This is a genomic window from Micromonospora sp. NPDC047670, assembly GCF_043204915.1.
Taxonomy (GTDB): domain Bacteria; phylum Actinomycetota; class Actinomycetes; order Mycobacteriales; family Micromonosporaceae; genus Micromonospora.
Map to the genome: position 1 here is coordinate 37,904 of NZ_JBIDDA010000009.1, position 16,803 is coordinate 54,706.

General features: G+C 74.7%; 15 protein-coding genes. 8 read left to right on the forward strand and 7 right to left on the reverse strand.

Going from position 1 to position 16,803, the window contains the following annotated elements:
• Window positions 1-86 precede the first annotated feature (86 nt).
• The 4 genes from ACGF7U_RS21670 (at window position 87) to ACGF7U_RS21685 (ending at window position 6,119) form a co-directional block, all read left to right on the forward strand.
• Window positions 87-3,725, forward strand: coding sequence for a UvrD-helicase domain-containing protein (locus tag ACGF7U_RS21670; protein ID WP_393109288.1), 3,639 nt, complete (start codon window positions 87-89; stop codon window positions 3,723-3,725).
• 205 nt (window positions 3,726-3,930) lie between these two features.
• Window positions 3,931-4,134 (forward strand): cold-shock protein, encoded by a 204-nt coding sequence (locus ACGF7U_RS21675; RefSeq protein WP_007464836.1) that lies wholly within the window; start codon window positions 3,931-3,933, stop codon window positions 4,132-4,134.
• A gap of 224 nt (window positions 4,135-4,358) precedes the next feature.
• Window positions 4,359-5,687 carry a DEAD/DEAH box helicase gene (locus ACGF7U_RS21680; RefSeq protein WP_393109290.1) on the forward strand — a complete coding sequence of 443 codons (1,329 nt, stop codon included), beginning with the start codon at window positions 4,359-4,361 and terminating at the stop codon, window positions 5,685-5,687.
• 243 nt (window positions 5,688-5,930) lie between these two features.
• The gene (locus ACGF7U_RS21685; RefSeq protein WP_393109292.1) at window positions 5,931-6,119 is read left to right on the forward strand and encodes a hypothetical protein; all 189 of its coding nucleotides are present in this window, start codon (window positions 5,931-5,933) and stop codon (window positions 6,117-6,119) included.
• A gap of 33 nt (window positions 6,120-6,152) precedes the next feature.
• Here ACGF7U_RS21685 and ACGF7U_RS21690 read toward each other — a convergent pair whose 3' ends face one another.
• From ACGF7U_RS21690 to ACGF7U_RS21705, 4 genes are read right to left on the reverse strand one after another with little or no spacing between them, the layout of a single operon-like run.
• Window positions 6,153-6,602, reverse strand: coding sequence for an RrF2 family transcriptional regulator (locus ACGF7U_RS21690; RefSeq protein ID WP_393109294.1), 450 nt, complete (start codon window positions 6,600-6,602; stop codon window positions 6,153-6,155).
• 1 nt (window position 6,603) lies between these two features.
• Complete coding sequence (locus ACGF7U_RS21695) at window positions 6,604-7,488, reverse strand: ABC transporter permease (RefSeq protein WP_393109296.1); 885 nt, start codon at window positions 7,486-7,488, stop codon at window positions 6,604-6,606.
• Window positions 7,478-8,257, reverse strand: coding sequence for an ABC transporter ATP-binding protein (locus ACGF7U_RS21700; protein WP_393109298.1), 780 nt, complete (start codon window positions 8,255-8,257; stop codon window positions 7,478-7,480). The genes ACGF7U_RS21695 and ACGF7U_RS21700 overlap by 11 nt, the downstream gene beginning before the upstream one ends.
• Window positions 8,254-9,318 (reverse strand): ABC transporter substrate-binding protein, encoded by a 1,065-nt coding sequence (locus ACGF7U_RS21705; RefSeq protein WP_393109300.1) that lies wholly within the window; start codon window positions 9,316-9,318, stop codon window positions 8,254-8,256. Before ACGF7U_RS21705 ends, ACGF7U_RS21700 begins: the two co-directional genes overlap by 4 nt.
• Before the next feature lie 263 nt (window positions 9,319-9,581).
• Between ACGF7U_RS21705 and ACGF7U_RS21710 the strand changes: the two genes are divergently transcribed.
• From ACGF7U_RS21710 to nudC, 3 genes are read left to right on the forward strand one after another with little or no spacing between them, the layout of a single operon-like run.
• Window positions 9,582-10,892, forward strand: a complete 1,311-nt coding sequence (locus tag ACGF7U_RS21710) for a M16 family metallopeptidase (protein WP_393109302.1) — start codon at window positions 9,582-9,584, stop codon at window positions 10,890-10,892.
• A gap of 56 nt (window positions 10,893-10,948) precedes the next feature.
• Window positions 10,949-12,292, forward strand: coding sequence for a M16 family metallopeptidase (locus tag ACGF7U_RS21715; RefSeq protein WP_393109304.1), 1,344 nt, complete (start codon window positions 10,949-10,951; stop codon window positions 12,290-12,292).
• Complete coding sequence (gene nudC / locus ACGF7U_RS21720; protein WP_393109306.1) at window positions 12,289-13,227, forward strand: NAD(+) diphosphatase; 939 nt, start codon at window positions 12,289-12,291, stop codon at window positions 13,225-13,227. Before ACGF7U_RS21715 ends, nudC begins: the two co-directional genes overlap by 4 nt.
• A gap of 158 nt (window positions 13,228-13,385) precedes the next feature.
• On the opposite strand, the gene ACGF7U_RS21725 is transcribed toward nudC, so the two are convergent.
• The 3 genes from ACGF7U_RS21725 to ACGF7U_RS21735 all read right to left on the reverse strand — a co-directional run bounded on the left by ACGF7U_RS21725 (window position 13,386) and on the right by ACGF7U_RS21735 (window position 15,167).
• Entirely contained in the window at window positions 13,386-13,661 is a 276-nt protein-coding gene (locus ACGF7U_RS21725; RefSeq protein ID WP_393109308.1) for a hypothetical protein, read from the reverse strand.
• Between the two features lie 215 nt (window positions 13,662-13,876).
• On the reverse strand, window positions 13,877-14,113 hold the full coding sequence (locus ACGF7U_RS21730; protein ID WP_393109310.1) for a DUF397 domain-containing protein: 237 nt from the start codon (window positions 14,111-14,113) through the stop codon (window positions 13,877-13,879).
• 73 nt (window positions 14,114-14,186) lie between these two features.
• Entirely contained in the window at window positions 14,187-15,167 is a 981-nt protein-coding gene (locus tag ACGF7U_RS21735; RefSeq protein WP_393109312.1) for a helix-turn-helix domain-containing protein, read from the reverse strand.
• A gap of 227 nt (window positions 15,168-15,394) precedes the next feature.
• On the opposite strand from ACGF7U_RS21735, the gene ACGF7U_RS21740 reads away from it, so the two are divergent.
• Window positions 15,395-16,714: an MFS transporter gene (locus ACGF7U_RS21740; RefSeq protein ID WP_393109314.1), complete on the forward strand. Its 1,320-nt coding sequence runs from the start codon at window positions 15,395-15,397 to the stop codon at window positions 16,712-16,714.
• The last annotated feature ends 89 nt before the right edge of the window (window positions 16,715-16,803 follow it).

Genomic DNA, 16,803 nt, shown 5'->3' on the forward strand with positions numbered 1-16,803 from the left:
CGAGCCCCGCAGCCGCGAACCGAGGTGGCACCGTGAGCGCGAGGAGTGAGCTTGCGAGCCCCGCAGCCGCGAACTGAGGCCGTGCGGTGACCCAGCCCGCCCTGTTCGGCACGGCGACCCCGGCGCCCCGGGTGGCCGACGCCGGCCCCCGGTACACGCCGGTGGAGCTGGCGAAGCTGCTGCGCCTGCCGGCGCCCACCCGGGAACAGGCGGCCATCATCGCCGCGCCCGTGGAGCCGCTGCTGGTGGTCGCGGGCGCCGGGTCCGGCAAGACCGAGACGATGGCCGCCCGGGTGGTCTGGCTGGTCGCCAACTCGTACGTGCGGCCGGAGCAGGTGCTCGGGCTCACCTTCACCCGCAAGGCCGCCGGGGAGCTGGCGCACCGGGTGCGTACCCGGCTCGACCAGTTAGTGCGGCGGCTCGGGCGGCGGGGGCGGGACCCGCTCGACGACCCGCTGGCCGGGGAGCCGACCGTCTCCACCTACCACTCGTACGCCGGCCGGATCGTCACCGAGCACGGGCTGCGGGCCGGCTACGAGCCGTCCACCCGGCTGCTCACCGAGGCGTCCCGCTGGCAACTGGTCGACCTGCTGGTGCGCAACTACGACGGCGACATGTCCGAGGTAGACCGGATGCCGAGCACGGTCACCGACGCGGTGCTGGCGCTCGCCGGCGAGCTGAACGAGCACCTGGTCGACCCGGACGAGCTGGCCGCCTGGACGGGCCGGTTCTTCGCCGAGGTGCAGGCCCGCCCCGGCCGGGTCTACGCGGACGTGCGCAAGGCCCTCGCCCTCCAGCAGACCCGGCTGAAGCTCCTGCCGCTGGTGCGCGCGTACGCCCGCCGCAAGGAGGACTTCGAGGCGATGGACTTCGCCGACCAGCTCGCCCGGGCGGCCCGGGTGGCGCGGGACCACCCCGGGGTCGGCGCGATCGAGCGGGACCGCTACCGGGTGGTGCTGCTGGACGAGTACCAGGACACCAGCCACGCCCAGGTGGTGCTGCTCAACGCGCTCTTCGGTGGCGGGCACCCGGTGACGGCGGTCGGCGACCCGTGCCAGTCGATCTACGGGTGGCGTGGGGCGAGCGCCGGCACGTTGGACCGCTTCCCCGCCGAGTTCGCCCGCGCCGACGGCACGCCGGCCGAGGTGCTCGGCCTCACCACGAGCTGGCGCAACCGGCCGGAGATCCTCGGCGTCGCCAACGCCCTGGCCACCCCGCTGCGGGCCGCCGGTGCCCGGGTGCCGGAGCTGCGCGCCGCGATGAGCGTGAAGGACCCGGTGCCGCACCGCAGCGCCCGCGGCGCCGCCGGCGGCACCGTCCACTGCGCCCTGCTTCCGACGTACGCCGACGAGGCCGACTGGATCGCCGACAGCGTGCTGCACGCGTGGCGCGGCGCGGCCGGCATACCCGGCGCGCTGCCCGAGCACATCCCGGTGCCGCTGCGGCCGACGACCGCCGTGCTCGTGCGGTTGCGCAGCCAGATCCCGGCGATCGAGTCGGCGCTGCGCGAGCGCGGCCTGCCCGTCGAGGTGGTCGGCCTGGGCGGCCTGCTGGACACTCCCGAGGTGCGGGACGTGGTGTGCACGCTGCGGGTGCTGGCCGACCCGACGGACGGGGCCGCGCTGCTGCGGCTGTTGACCGGGGCGCGCTGGCGGATCGGGCCCCGTGACCTGGTGGCCCTGCACCGCCGGGCGAAGGCCATCGCCGCGGCCCGGCGGAAGCTCGCCGACGACGGCAACCCGGAGATCACCCCCGACCTGCTCGACGAGGCGACGCTGGTCGAGGCGCTGGCCGACCTCGGCCCGGCGCAGGCGTACTCGGCTGAGGGGTACGCCCGGCTGCGCGCGTACGCCCGGGAGCTGGGGTTGCTGCGCTACCGGCTGGACCAGTCCCTGCCGGAGCTGATCGCGGACATCGAGCGGACGATCGGCCTGGACGTGGAGGTGGCCGTGCGGGCCGGTCGGGACGGCGCCGGGGACGCCGGCCTGGCCCGGGGCCACCTGGACGCGCTCGGCGACGTCGCCGCCCGGTTCAGCGGGGAGACGCCGGGCGCCACCCTGTCGGGTTTCCTGGCCTACCTCGCCGCCGCCGAGGACGAGGAGCGCGGTCTCAGCCCGGGCGAGGTGGAGGTGGTCGAGGGAGCGGTGCAGATCCTCACCGCCCACGCCGCCAAGGGCCTGGAGTGGGACGTGGTGGCGGTGGCCGGGCTGAGCCGGGGCGTGTGGCCGGGGCCGGTGCGCAACTCCGACCACTGGCTGGGCGGGCTCGGCGTGCTGCCGTTCCCGCTGCGCGGCGACGCCGACGGGCTGCCCGAGCTGGGCCTGGCCGGGGCCGAGGACCAGCGGGGGGTGGCCCGGGCGCTGGAGGACTTCACCGACGCCTGGCGGGCGCACGACGAGCGGGAGGAGCGCCGGCTGGCGTACGTGGCGGTGACCCGGCCCCGTCGGCTGCTGCTCTGCTCCGGCTACTGGTGGGGGGAGGGGACCAAGCGGCCGCGCGGCCCGTCGGTGCTGCTGCGGGAGGTGCACGACGCCTGCCTGGACGGCGGCGCGGGGCACCTCGTCGACGAGTGGGCGCCGGAGCCGCCGGGCGACGCGGTCAACCCGACCACCGAGGTGGTGCTCCGCGCCGAGTGGCCGGCCGACCCGCTGGGCGCCCGCCGACCGGCGCTGGCGGAGGCGGCCGCCCTGGTCCGCCGCTTCCTGGCCGACGGCGACGCCGCCCGCCGTCCGCCCGCCGAGGGCGCGGGCGCCCACCCGTCGGGCGCCGCCGGTGACGCCGACCACCCGTCTGCCGCCGCCGGTGACGCTGCTCACAGCTCGGACATCGTCGGTGACGCCGCCCACCGGTCGGCTGCCGTTGGTGACGCCGGTGGCCGTCCGGCTGCCGCTTCCGGCGAGCGGGGCGCGGTCGGCCCTGAGGCGCCCGCCGGGGCGGGCACGGAACGGCCGACCGGCGTGGACGCGGGCGACACCGCCGGGGAGGGTGTCGATCCGCTGGCCGGCGACCCGGACGTCGCGCGGTGGCGGCGGGAGGCCGACCTGCTGCTCGCCGAGCGGGCCGAGCTGACGCGGCAGACCGGCGCGGTCGAGGTGGCGCTGCCGGGGCAGCTCTCGGTGACCCAGCTCGTGGCGCTGCGCCAGGATCCGGCCGCGCTGGCCCGGGCGTTGCGCCGTCCGGTCCCCACCGAGCCCAGCCCGTACGCCCGCCGGGGCACCGCCTTCCACACCTGGCTGGAGCAGCGGTTCGGCGCCGACCGGCTGCTCGACCTGGACGAGCTGCCCGGCGCGGCCGACGCCGACGCCGCGCCCGACGAGGCGCTCGCGGAGCTCCAGGAGCGCTTCCTGGCCAGCGAGTGGGCCGACCGGGTGCCGGTCGAGGTGGAGGTGCCGTTCGCCACGGTGATCGCCGGGGTGGTGGTGCGGGGTCGGATGGACGCGGTCTTCGCCCGCCCGGGCGGGCGGTTCGACGTGGTCGACTGGAAGACGGGCCGGCAGCCCACCGGCCCCGCCGCCGACGTGGCCGCGGTGCAGCTCGCGGTCTACCGGCTGGCGTGGGCCGAGCTGGCCGGGGTGCCGGTGGAGCGGGTCGGCGCGGCGTTCCACTACGTGCGCGAGGGCGTCACGGTGCGTCCGGCGGACCTGCTCGACGCGGACGGGCTGACGGCGCTGATCACTTCGGTACCGGAAAATCCGGCAGACGGTGGCCATCCGGCGAATCCGTGATAGGTTGGCGGTGTTGCAGTTATGGTTCCCAGAGACTCTGTGTGCGCCTGGAGGATTGTGGCCCAGGCGCTCTTTGTTGTGTCCGGAGTTCTCCGGGCGGGGCGACCAGAAGCGACAAGCGAGCCAGGCAGTTCCGCGTGGCGCGCTCCTCTTCGAGCCCGCAACAAGTGCGGGTTCGACGTTCCGTCAAGGAGACGAAACAAAAATGGCTATTGGCACCGTCAAGTGGTTCAACGCTGACAAGGGCTTCGGCTTCATCACCCCGGACGGCGGCGGCGCCGACGTCTTCGCCCACTTCTCGGCGATCCAGTCCTCCGGCTACCGGAGCCTGGACGAGAACCAGCGGGTCGAGTTCGAGGTGACTCAGGGCCAGAAGGGCCCGCAGGCGGAGAACATCCGCCCGCTCTGATCCTTCGGATCTTCGCGTAACACCCACCGCGCCCTCCCGGGCACGGTGACGGGACCGGTCCGCCCCCGCCGTCGACCTGCCGTGCAGGCGGCGGAACGTGGCGGCGGGCCGGCCCGTACCCCTTTCGGTTCGTGCTTGTGAGTCATCCGCGGCCTGGTCCGCCGGTGACAGCGCCGCCTCCGGCGCCCTCCCTCGACACGTGCCGCGTCGAGGAAGGCTTCCGCATGACCACTGTCATTCCGTCGTTCGCCCATACCGGGCTGGCCCCGGCGCTGCTCGCCGAGCTGGCCGCCCAGGGCATCACCGAGCCGTTCCCGATCCAGTCGGCGACCCTGCCGGACTCGCTCGCCGGGCGGGACGTGCTCGGCCGGGGGCGCACCGGCTCCGGCAAGACCCTCGCCTTCGGCCTTCCCGTGCTGTCCCGCACCGCCGGCCGCCGGGCCCGCCCGGGCCGGCCGCTGGCCCTGGTGCTGGTGCCGACCCGGGAGTTGGCGCAGCAGGTCACCACCGCCCTCGACCCGTACGCCCGGGCCGTCGGGCTGCGCTGCGCCACCGTCGTCGGCGGCCTGTCGCTGCAGCGGCAGGCGGACGCCCTGCGCGCGGGCGCCGAGCTGGTCGTGGCCACCCCCGGGCGGCTGCACGACCTGATCAACCGCGGCGACGCCCGGCTCGACCAGGTCGGGATCACCGTGCTCGACGAGGCCGACCAGATGGCCGACATGGGCTTCCTGCCACAGGTGACGAAGCTGCTGGAGCAGGTCGCCCCGGACGGGCAGCGGATGCTCTTCTCGGCCACCCTCGACGGCGGCGTGGACAAGCTGGTCCGTCGCTTCCTCACCGACCCGGTCTCGCACTCGGTCGACCCGGGCACCGCCACCGTCACCGCGATGACCCACCACGTGCTGCACGTCGACGCGGCGGACAAGCCGGCCGCGCTGACCCAGATCGCCGCCCGCGAGGGCCGGACCATCCTGTTCATGGGCACCAAGCACCGCGCCGACCGGGTCGCCCGCCAGCTGCTGGCCAAGGGCGTACGCGCGGCCGCGCTGCACGGCGGCAAGTCGCAGCCGCAGCGCACCCGGATCCTGGAGCAGTTCCGCAACGGGCAGGTGACCGCGCTGGTCGCCACCGACGTGGCGGCCCGGGGCATCCACGTCGACGGGCTGGACCTGGTGGTCAACGTGGACCCGCCCACCGAGGCGAAGGACTACCTGCACCGGGGCGGGCGTACCGCCCGGGCGGGGGAGTCCGGCACGGTGGTCACCCTGGTCCTGCCGGAGCAGCGCCGGGACGTGTCCCGGCTGATGGCCACCGCCGGCATCCGGCCCGAGTCCGTCCAGGTGCGCCCCGGCGACGAGGCGCTGGCCCGGGTGACCGGCGCCCGCGAGCCGTCCGGCGTGCCGGTGACGATCGCCCCGCCCCCGCCGCAGGCCGGCGTCGCGTCGGCCGCCGGACGGTCGGGTGGCCGCGCCGGCGAGGGCGGCCGGGCTCCGCACCGCGCCTCGGGACGGCCCCGCCGCTCGCGGCGCCCCCGTCCGCCCCGTGCCTCCTGACGATCACCTTCCCCGGCCCGGCCGCCCCGCGCCTGCCGTCCCCGTTCCGGCCTCAGCCGGCGGGGCGGTGGACGCCGGGGCGGCCGTCACCGTGTGTGAGCACTTGCCGCACAGTTTCGCCGGCTGAGTCCGGAATCAGCAGACGTTGCGTCCGATCGGCGACTGTTCCGGCGGCCGGTCGTGGTGGAAGCTGACGGCGGGGGGAAGACCCGGGCGGGACCGCCCGGCGCAGGAGGGGTGACCATGGCGGGTGACGTCGGCTCGGGCGCGGTGCGTGAGCTGCTGCTGGTGCTCGCGGTCGCGTTCGTCGGGCTGCTGCTCGCCATGGTCGCGGTCTTCACACCGTGGCACGCCACCCCGGACGGGGCGGCGCCGGCCGCTCCCGTCGAGCTGCGCAGCCCGACCGGAGGGCCGACCAGCATCGCGGGCTGAGCCGGCCGGGCCACCCTTGTCGAGGGTCGAGGGTCAGCGGGTGGGCAACTGCTCCCCGCCGGGCGTCGGGTGCTCCGCGCCCAGCAGGTCGGCGAGGGTGGTGCCGTCGACCACCAGGGCGACCGCCCCGTGCACGGCCAGCCAGACGTCCCGCAGGCCGCTCGCCGCGCCCTGGTAGCCGGCCCGCTCGGCCGGCAGCCCGCGGACGGTCGTCAGTGACCCGCCGACCGCCCGGAGCACATCGCCGACGCTGATCTCGGTCGCGGGGCGGGCGAGGGTGTACCCGCCCTCCGTCCCGCGGTGGCTGAGCAGCAGGCCGGCCCGGCGCAGGTCGACCAGGATGCCCTGGAGGAAGCTGAGCGGGATGTCCTGGCGGCCGGCCAGGGTGGCGGCCTTGACCAGCCCGCCGCCGCCCACCGGGTCGGTGGCGGCGACGGCGAGCATGGCCCGGAGCGCGTAGTCGCTGCGCGCGGAGACGTACATGTCACTGACCGGCCTGGTCCAGTACGCCCCAGCGGCGTCGGATCGCCTTGTCCGCCGCGCCGAACGCGGCGTCGACCACCAGGCCCAGCACCAGGATCACGATCATGGTGGCGATCAGCCAGGGGGAGTCCGAGAGCTCCCGCGAGTAGGTCAGTTGCGCGCCCAGCGAGGTCTGCGAGATGCCGACCACGATCAGCTCGCCCGCCATCAGGCTGCGCCAGGAGAACGCCCAGCCCTGCTTGAGGCCGGCCACGATGGCCGGCAGCGCGGCGGGCGCGATGACGTACCGGTACAGGTTCAGTCCCCGCGCGCCGAGGTTGCGCCCGGCGCGCAGCAGCAGCGGCGGCACGTAGTCCACTCCGGCGATCACGCCGTTGGCGATGGACGGCGCGGCGCCTAGCACCACCACGAAGAAGATCGCCTTCTCGCTCAGCTCGAAGAGCAGGATCGCCAGCGGGAACCAGGCGATCGACGGCATGGTCTGCAGCGCGGTGATCATCGAGCCGATCGCGGCCCGCAGGATCCGCGACCGGGCCACCGCGAGCCCGAGCAGCAGGCCCACGGCGACCGAGAAGAGGTAGCCGACGGCCGCCCGGCGCAGGGTGGTGGCGAGCCCGTCCCAGAGCTGCGCGCCGCTGACCTGCCGCAGCAGTTCCTGCCCCACGGCGACCGGGCCGGGCAGCGCGTACTCGGGCTTCCAGCCGGTCCAGACCACGACCTGCCAGGCGCCGACGGCGATGCCGAGCGCGGCCAGCTTCGGCCAGGCCGCCGCCCAGAGCCGGGCGGCCCGTGGCCGGCTCTCCTCCCGGCCGGCCAGATCGAGGGCGTCCAGCCCGGAGATCTCCGCGTCGGTGCGGCCGACGGCGGCGAGGGTGTCACCGGCCATGGCGGCCCACCTCCGTACGCAGGCGGTCGGTGACCTCGGCGGCGATCGCGGCGACCTCGGGGGAGTCGATGCGTCGCGGCCGGGGCACGTCGACCGGGGTGGACCAGATGATCCGGCCGGGCCGGCTGGAGAGCAGGATGATCCGGTCGGCGAGCCGGGCCGCCTCCCGGACGTTGTGCGTCACGAAGAGGACGGTGAGTCGACGCTCGGCCCAGATCCGTTCCAGCTCGTCGTGCAGGATGTCCCGGGTCATCGCGTCCAGCGCGCCGAACGGCTCGTCCATCAGCAGCACCGGGGTGTCCAGGGCGAGGGTGCGCGCCAGCGCCACCCGCTGGCGCATGCCGCCGGAGAGTTCGTGCGGGCGTTTGCGGCCGAAGTCGGCCAGGTGCACCGTGCCCAGCAACTCGGCGACCCGCTCGCGGCGTGCGGCCCGGGACAGCCGGCGCAGCTTCAACGGCACCTCGACGTTGCCCTCGACGGTCAGCCACGGGAAGAGGGCCGGCTCCTGAAACATCAGTCCCGGCTCGACCCCCTCGTCGAGGTCGATCCGTCCGCCGCTGGGGCGGTCGAGGCCGGCGACGAGGTTGAGCAGGGTGCTCTTGCCGCAGCCGGAGGCCCCGACCAGGCAGACGAACTCGCCGGGCGCGACGTCGAGGGAGACTCCGTCCAGGGCGAGGACGGCGTTCGCCCCGCGCCCGTACACCTTGGTGACGCCGTGCAGCGCGACCGGGCCGGTCGCGCCGCGTGGCGTCGTCGCGGTCGACGTCATGGTTGGACGACCTCGGTCTTGCCCTGGCCCTTGAGCACCTCGTTGAGGTGAGTCAGGTCGTAGAGCCCGTCGAGGCTGACCGGCTGGGTCAGCCCGACCGCGACGGCGTGGTCGAGCCCGGTCTTCAGCGACGAGGCGATCGGGTCGTTGGTGAACTCCAGCGTCGGCCAGGCCTGCTTGATCAGCTTGAGGTCCAGCGGCTTGCCGCTGATCTTCCCGATGTGGTCGGAGATGGCCTGCTGCGCCTCGTCGGGCCTGCCGTTGACGAACTCGTTCGCCGCCACCTGTCCCTCGACCAGCTTCTTCACCACGTCGGGGTGGGCCTTGAGGAACTTCGTGCTGACGATCAGGTTCGTGATCACGAACTTGCGGTCCGGCCAGAGGTCCCGCTCGTCGACGAGCACCTTGCCGCCGGCGTTGACCAGCCGGGAGACGAACGGCTCGGGCACCCAGGCGCCGTCGATGGCCCCGCTGCCGAACGTCTCCACCGTCTGGGCGTTCTCCTGCGGGATGATCCTGACGTCGCCGCCACCCTCCTTGGTCGTGGTGAGGCCCTTCTCCTTGAGCCAGTAGCGGATCGCCACGTCCTGGGTGTTGCCGAGCTGCGGGGTGGCGATCTTCCTGCCCCGGAGCTGCTCCACCGAGGTGATGTCGGGCTTCACCACGAGCGCCACGCCGCCGGAGGCCGCACCGGAGACGACGCGGACCGCCTCGCCCTTGGACTTCGAGAAGGCGTTCACGGTCGGGTTCGGGCCGATGTACGTGGCGTCGAGCGCGCCGGAGAAGATCGCCTCGATCGCGGCGGGGCCGGCGTTGAAGGTCTTCGTCTCCAGCGTGACGCCGGTGCCGAGCTTCTCGGCGAAGATGCCCTTCTCCACGCCGACGACCGCCGGCGCGTGGGTGATGTTGGGGAAGTAGCCGAGCCGCAGGGTCACCGGGCCGGAGCCGCCACCCGCGCTCTCGCTGTCGTCGCCGCAGGCGGCGGCGGTGCCCAGGGTCGCCGCGCCGACGACGGCGAGGGTGGCCAGGGAGACCAACCGACGCAAGGGGAGCCGTCTCATCGTCCATCCAATCCGCAGTATTCCTACTTAGTTGGTAGGAAGGGTGGGTCAGGCGGTGAGCTCGCGTCAAGGCCCAACCACATGGCGGGATCCGAGTCCCGGGGAAGCCGGCAATCTCTACTGGTTGAATGGGTTTTGCGGCCTCCGTGGCCGGCGTCGTCCCCGGTCGTCGGGGGCGGCGAACGAACGGGCGGGGACGCCGGTCGGGGCGGCTGGCGGAAGGTCGGCGGTGGCACGGGTGCCGACGCGCTAGGGTCGATCCCGTGGCGGCGCGGAGATCCAGAATTCCAGCGACGAAGTACCCGGTCGAGCGGTTCACCCTCGACAACGGCCTGCGGGTGGTCCTGACCCCCGACCGCAGCGCCCCGGTGATCGGGGTGGCGGTGGTCTACGACGTCGGCATCCGTTCCGAGCCCGAGGGGCGCACCGGCTTCGCCCACCTCTTCGAGCACCTGATGTTCCAGGGCTCGGAGAACCTGGAGAAGCTGGCCCACTTCCGGCACGTGCAGGGGGCGGGCGGCACCTTCAACGGCTCCACCCACCTCGACTACACCGACTACTTCGAGACGCTGCCGAGCAACGCGCTGGAGCGGGCGCTGTTCCTGGAGGCGGACCGGATGCGCGGCCCCCGGCTGACCGAGGAGAACCTGCGCAACCAGGTCGACGTGGTCAAGGAGGAGATCCGGGTCAACGTGCTCAACCGGCCGTACGGCGGCTTCCCCTGGCTGACCCTGCCACCGGTCATGTTCGACACGTTCCCGAACGCGCACGACGGCTACGGCTCCTTCGTCGACCTGGAGTCGGCCACCGTCGGCGACGCCGCCGACTTCTTCCGCCGCTACTACGCCAGCGGCAACGCGGTGCTGGCGGTCAGTGGTGACATCGACGTCGCCGAGGCGACCGCGCTGATCGAGCGGCACTTCGGCGACGTGCCGGCCCGGCCCGCGCCGGAGCGGCCCGACTTCGCCGAGCCCGACCTGACCGCGGAGCGGCGCACCTCGTACACCGACAAGCTGGCCCCGCTGCCGGCGGTGGCCGGCGCCTGGCGGGTGCCGGACCCGGTCACCGACTTCGCCGGTTACCTGCCGTACGTCGTGCTGGCCGAGGTGCTCACCGACGGCGACGCCTCCCGGCTGGTGGAGCGGCTGGTCCAGCGGGACCGGGCGGTGACCAACCTCGGCGGGTACCTCGGCTTCATGGGCGACCCGTTCGACGTGCGGGACCCGACGGCCCTGCTGCTCCAGGCGCACCTGCCACCGGGCGGGGACGTGGACAAGGTGCTGCGCACCATCGACGAGGAACTGGACCGGCTGGCCACCGACGGGCTGACCGAGGGGGAGCTGGCCCGCACCCAGGCCCGCATGGCGACCCACCTGCTGCGCGACACCGACGCGGTGCTCACCCGGGCGCTGCGGATGGCCGTGCTGGAGCAGCAGCGCGGCGAGCCGGGCCTGCTCAACGAGCTGCCCCGGCTGGTCGGCGAGGTCACCGAGGAGCAGGTCCGGGCGGCCGCCGCCACCCTGCGGCCGGAGCGCCGCGCGTCCATCGAGGTCATCGCCGGAGGCGCCAGGTGAGCGCGAGGAGCGGGCCGGGGTCGCGCGCCGCGCGGTCGCGAACGGAGGGTGGCCAGGTGACGGCAACCGCACAGGCCGGGCCGCGGGCGCTGCCCCCGCTCGGCCCGAACCGCAGGCTCAAGCTGCCGAAGCAGGCCGAGCGCACGCTCGGCAACGGGCTGACCGTCATCGCCGTGCGCCGGCCGGCGGTTCCCCTGGTCGAGCTGCGGCTCTGGATGCCCTTCGGCCGGGCCCACCTGGCCCGGGGCGCGATGCTCGCGCAGACCCTGCTCTCCGGCACGGAGGCCATGACCAGCGTGCAGCTCGCCGCCGAGCTGCAGAAGGTCGGCGGCGGGCTCTCCGCCGGGATCGACCCGGACCGGCTGATGCTCTCCGGCGCCGGCCTGGTCACCGGGCTGGACCGGATGCTGGAACTCCTCGCCGAGGTGCTCACCGGCGCGACCTACCCGAACGACGACGTGGCCACCGAGCGGGACCGGCTGGTCGACCGGATCCAGGTGGCGCAGAGCCAGCCGGGGCACCTGGCCCGGACCGCACTGCTCAAGCGGGTCTACGGCAAGCACCCCTACGCGGTGCAGACCCCGGACCCGGAGGCGGTCCGCGCGGTCCGGTCGGGCGCGCTGCGTACCCTGCACGCCCAGCGGGTGCACCCCGCCGACGCGGTGCTGGTGCTCGTCGGCGACGTGCAGCCGGAGCGGGCGCTGGACGCCGCCGAGAAGGCCCTGTCGGGCTGGAACGGCGCCGGGCACACCGCCGACCTGCCGCCCGCCCCGCCGCTGGAGCCCGGGCCGCTGCTGCTGGTCGACCGGCCGGGGTCGGTGCAGTCCTCGCTGCGGATCGCGCTGCCGGCGGTGCCCCGCACCCATCCCGACCACGCCGCGCTGCAACTGGCCAACCTGGTCTTCGGCGGCTACTTCTCATCCCGCTGGGTGGAGAACATCCGCGAGGACAAGGGCTACACGTACGGGCCGCACTCGCTGGTCGAGCACTCGGTGGCCGGGTCGGTGCTGGTCGCCGCCGCCGAGGTGGCCACCGAGGTCACCGGGCCGGCGCTGCTGGAGACGACGTACGAGCTGGGCCGGCTGGCCACCCTCCCGCCCCGCGAGGACGAGCTGGAGCAGGCCCGGCAGTACGCGCTCGGCACCCTCCAGCTCGGCATGTCCACCCAGGCCGGGCTCGCCTCGCTGACCAGCGCGTACGCCGGCAACGGGCTGCGCCTGGACTTCCTGGCCGAGCACGCCGCCCGGCTGGCGAAGGCCACCGTGGCCGACGTGGCCGAGGCAGCGGCCCGCTACCTCGCCCCGGCCCGGGCGGTGACCGTGGTGCTGGGTGACGCCGAGCGGGTCGCCCCCCAGTTGGCGGCGCTCGCGCCGGTCGTCACCGAGCCGGCGCGGCCGTGAGCGGGGAGGCCGCGCCGCCGCTGGCCCGCTCCACGCTGGACCGGGCGGCGCACCGGCGCACCGATCCGGGGTGGCTCGCGCAGGCGTGGGCCCGGGCCCGGGTGCTGGTGCTCGACTCCGGCGACGAGGGCCGGGCGCTCGTGCGCGCCGACACGTCACCGCCGGCGCTCGTGCTGGTCGACTCCGCCGACCTGCCGGAGGGGGCGTCCCCGATGTTCCTCGGCGTCGAGCCGGACGGGGTGCCGGTCTTCGCCGTGGACGCCCCACTGCCGACGCTGCCCGGGGCCCGGCCGACGCACCTGCGCGAGGTCGGCCACCTGCTCGGCGACCGGGACGCCGGGCTGTTCACCACCGCGCTGGCGCTGGTCAACTGGCACCTGCGGCACCGCTACTCGTCGGTCACCGGGCAGCCGACCGAGGTGGACGAGGCCGGCTGGAGCCGCGTCGACCGGGGCGGGGAGCGGATCTGGCCGCGTACCGACCCGGCGATGATCGTGCTGGTGCACGACGGCGTGCCCGGCCCGGCCGGGCGGTGCCTGCTGGGCAACAACGCCACCTGGCCACAGACCCCCGGCCAGCGCCGCTTCTCGTGCCTCGCCGGCTACGTCGAGCCGGGGGAGTCGGCCGAGGCCGCCGTGCTGCGCGAGGTCCGCGAGGAGGTCGGCGTCCCGGTCGCCGACATCGCGTACGCGGGCAGCCAGGCCTGGCCGTTCCCCGGCTCGCTGATGTTGGGCTTCCTCGCCACCGCCGACCCCGAGCACCCGGTGCAGGTCGACCCGGCGGAGATCGCGTACGCCCGGTGGTTCAGCCGCAACGAGATCGGGGCCGCCCTGGCGGGGCGGCCGGTGGAGGTCGGCGGCGCCCGGCTGGTGCTGCCGCCGCCGTCGTCGATCGCGCTGTTCCTGATCCACCGCTGGCTCGACGGGCACTGCTGACCCGTCCGCCGTCAGGCCGGTGGGCCGTCGTGCGGCCCCGGCCCGTGGCCGCCGTTGCCGCGACGGTCACGGGCCGGGGACACGGGCCGTCGTGGTCGGCTGGGGCATGGAACGCGGCGGGGGAGCCGGTCCGGCCACGACGGACGTCCCTGCGCGGGTCAGCTGCCGCGGTCGTCGGGCGCGGCCCGCCAACGGCGGGTCGGCTCGTCGAGCGGGAGCACCTTGACCCGCTGCTTCCCGGAGCGGACCGCGCCCACCGTGGACAGCGCGCGGGCCAGCAGCAGCGCGGCGTCGCGGTCCTCGGCGTGCACGATTTGCCGGCGCGGTTCGGGCGTGGTGGTCTCGTCCCGCAGGTGGCCGCCGCGCGCCCAGGCGGCGGCGATGTCCACGTCGCAGGCGGCGCGGATGTCGGTGCGAACGATCAGGAAACGCATGTGGGTCTCCGGATGAACCGCGACGGTTGAGAACGGGTGGAAGTTCCACGTCACTCTGCCGTCATGTTACGCCGCGCGAGGGTCTCAGCAAGTGAAACGCGACTATCGGTCCGGAGCCTCGTCCGATCAGCGGATGCCTGGTCAGCGCGGGCGTCGGGGCGGGAACGCGACGGGGCCGCCGGCGGCGTGCCGGCGGCCCCGCGACGGTCGGGGGATCAGTTCAGATCGAACTGTCCGTTCTTCGCGCCGGCGATGAAGCCCAGCCAACCCGCCCGGTTGAACAGCAGCACCGGGCCGCCCTGGTCCTTGCTGTCCCGCAGGGCCACCGCGGCCGGCCCCGTCCCCAGTGGCGCGACCTCGACGCAGTTCGAGGTCTGGCTGCGCGTGCTCTTGCGCCACGGGGCGTCGGCGAGGTGCGTACGGAGGGACGGCGTGTTGCGGATCTCGTTCATCGTTTCACTCCTGAGGTGAACTGCACCGATGGAACGAGTGGCGGGCGCACGGCCCGACGGTGGTCCCCCGTGATCACCGTTCCGTCAGACGCCCGGAGTGCCGGCGGCGCTGGGTCGGCGCCGTTGCCGAGCCGTACGCCACCGTGGACGCGGTCGCCGTACCGGGCAGCCGTCCCGTCGCCTCGATCAGCCAGGAGAGGGTGTCCGATGCGGAGAGTGCCGCCGTGCATAACCACTCGAACACCACTTTATAGCGATTTAGTGCGTTTACCTCGGTCGACATGACGTCGGTGAAGCCGCCTTCGATGGCCAGCGTCTCCGGATCGAGCGGGTCCGCGAACCGGTAGACGGAGAACGCCGTCGGCGGGAGGTACCAGTCGCCGATCTGGGTGTCGCGGAGCAGGACGTGCAGCGTGACGTTCGGCAGCGTCGCCAGCTCGCAGAGCTGCACCAGCTGCTCGCGCAGCACCTCGGGCGGCCCGGCCCGGCCGCCGAGCGCCGCGTCCTCCAGCACCGCCGTGTAGCGCGGCGCGTCGGGGGTGCGGGTCAGCAGCGACTGGCGGGCCAGCCGGGCCTGCACCTCGGTGTCGATGTCCTCCCCGGCCTCCGGGTCGCCGGCCTCCTCGCCGACCTGGCGGGCCGACGCGATCCGCAGCGACGCGTAGCCCGGCGTCTGGAGCAGGCCCGGGACCAGGACGGGGTTGTACTCGGAGATCTCCGCGCAGCCCGCCTCCAGCTCGGCGAAGCCGCGCTGCTGCTGGGTCATCACCGGGAAGTTCTTCAGCCAGCCGCGGATGTCGCCGGCCTCCTGGGTGATGCCGAGGAGTTCCTCGCGCAGCGCCCGGTCGGCGCCGTAGAGGTGGAGCAGGACGCGGACGTCGTCCGGGTCCGGACGGCTGCGGCCGTTCTCCAGGCGGGACAACTTGGACGCGGAGGCCCAGCCGATCCGCTCGATGACCTGGTCCCCGGTGAGACCGCTGACCTCGCGCAGCCGGCGCAGTTCGGTGCCCAACCTGCGGCGGCGCAGGATCGGGCTGGGTGAGGCAGGAGGCACGACGTCCTCTTTTCCCGTGGGCCGCCGCAGACGCGACGGTAACTGTATGAAATTCGCCCCCCACGGTCAGTATGGACGGCGCAACCCCCGTCGGAGGTCCCGGCGGGGGCGTGTCTCGCAGAAAAGAGGACCGTGGAAGGGCGTGGCGGCCGGTACGGCGCCGTCCCGACCCGACCGCGCACCCCCGACCACGCCGAGACGCGCACCACCCCCGCCGGAGGGACCCCATGCGTACCGTCCTGCGCCGCCCGGAATTCCGCCTGCTCTTCGGCGGCCTGCTCGCCAGCATGGCGGCCGAGTCGATCCTGCTGCTCGCCCTCGCCATCTGGGTGAAGGACCTGACCGGGTCGGACGGGCTGGCCGGCGCCACCATCTTCGCGGTCATCGCGCCGATGACGCTGGCCCCGCTGGTCGGGTGGTTCGTCGACCGCTACCCGCGCCGCCCGTTCTTCGTGGTGGCGAACCTGGTGACGGCGGTGCTGCTCACCCCGCTGTTCGCCGTGCGGGACCGGGCCGACGTGTGGATCATCTACGCGGTGGCGGCCCTGTACGGCCTGTCGTACATCACGCTCAGCGCCGTGCTCAGCGGCCTGATCCGGCAGCTCGTGCCGCTCGACCTGCTGGCCGAGGCGAACGGCGTGCTCCAGACCGTACGCCAGGGGCTGCGGCTGATCGGCCCGCTGGCCGGCGCGGGCCTCTACGCCGCCGTCGGCGGATGGATGCTGGCCGCGATCGGCATGGTGGGCTTCCTCTCGGCGGCCGCCGTGGTCGGGGCGCTGCGGACGACGGAGACCCCGTCGGCGGGGCCGGGGCTGCGCTGGCCCGCCGAGGTGGGCGCCGGGCTGCGGCACCTGGCCGGGGAGCCGGCGCTGCGCCGGGCGCTGCTCGGCTACGCGCTGGGCTCGCTGGCGATGGGCTTCAGCGAGTCGCTGATCTTCGCGTACGTCGACCGGGGGCTCGGCCGGGACGCCGCGTTCGTCGGCGTGCTGGTCACCGTGCAGGGGATCGGCGGGCTGGTCGGCGGCCTGCTCTCCCCGGCGGTGGTGCGCCGGGTCGGCGAGCTGGGCACGCTCGCGGCCGGGGTGGCGTTCTTCGGGCCGGCCTCGCTGGCGCTGACGTACCCGAACCTCTGGCTCGGTTTCGTGGCGGTGCTGCTGGCGGGGGTGTCGCTGCCGCTGACCATGGTCGGACTGCACACGCTCATCCAGCGGCGCACCCCGCCCCGGCTGCTCGGCCGGGTCGCCGCGGCCTCGGAGGCCGTGGTGAGCGGCCCGCAGGCGCTCTCCATCGGCGCCGGGGCGCTGCTCGTCGGGGCGCTGGACTACCGCCTGCTCTTCGCCCTGATCGGCCTGGCCACCCTGCTCGCCGGCGGCTACCTCTGGCACGGCCGCACCCTCAGCCGCCCCCCGGCCCCGCACCTTCCCGCCCCCCACCGCGCGGCGGCCCTCCGCCGGTCCGCCCCGCGCCGCCCCACCACCGTCCCGGCCCCGCGCCGCCCCGTCGACCACGAGGTCGTCGGCACGACACGCCGACGGCGCGGGCGATGATTTCGTGGTCGACGGGGCGGCGCGGGAGGGTGGCCCGGTGACGCCACGAGCGGCCGGCCCGGACGGGTCGGCCGCTCGTCGGCCGGTGG

What these genes read in the sequence shown, in the direction of transcription:
- ACGF7U_RS21680 (WP_393109290.1), top strand. Translation starts at nt 4,359, where the DNA reads ATGACCACTGTCATTCCGTCGTTCGCCCATACCGGGCTGGCCCCGGCG.
- ACGF7U_RS21695 (WP_393109296.1), bottom strand. Translation starts at nt 7,488, where the DNA reads ATGGCCGGTGACACCCTCGCCGCCGTCGGCCGCACCGACGCGGAGATC.
- ACGF7U_RS21685 (WP_393109292.1), top strand. Translation starts at nt 5,931, where the DNA reads ATGGCGGGTGACGTCGGCTCGGGCGCGGTGCGTGAGCTGCTGCTGGTG.
- ACGF7U_RS21740 (WP_393109314.1), top strand. Translation starts at nt 15,395, where the DNA reads ATGCGTACCGTCCTGCGCCGCCCGGAATTCCGCCTGCTCTTCGGCGGC.
- ACGF7U_RS21675 (WP_007464836.1), top strand. Translation starts at nt 3,931, where the DNA reads ATGGCTATTGGCACCGTCAAGTGGTTCAACGCTGACAAGGGCTTCGGC.
- ACGF7U_RS21705 (WP_393109300.1), bottom strand. Translation starts at nt 9,318, where the DNA reads ATGAGACGGCTCCCCTTGCGTCGGTTGGTCTCCCTGGCCACCCTCGCC.
- ACGF7U_RS21730 (WP_393109310.1), bottom strand. Translation starts at nt 14,113, where the DNA reads ATGAACGAGATCCGCAACACGCCGTCCCTCCGTACGCACCTCGCCGAC.
- ACGF7U_RS21690 (WP_393109294.1), bottom strand. Translation starts at nt 6,602, where the DNA reads ATGTACGTCTCCGCGCGCAGCGACTACGCGCTCCGGGCCATGCTCGCC.
- ACGF7U_RS21725 (WP_393109308.1), bottom strand. Translation starts at nt 13,661, where the DNA reads ATGCGTTTCCTGATCGTTCGCACCGACATCCGCGCCGCCTGCGACGTG.
- ACGF7U_RS21700 (WP_393109298.1), bottom strand. Translation starts at nt 8,257, where the DNA reads ATGACGTCGACCGCGACGACGCCACGCGGCGCGACCGGCCCGGTCGCG.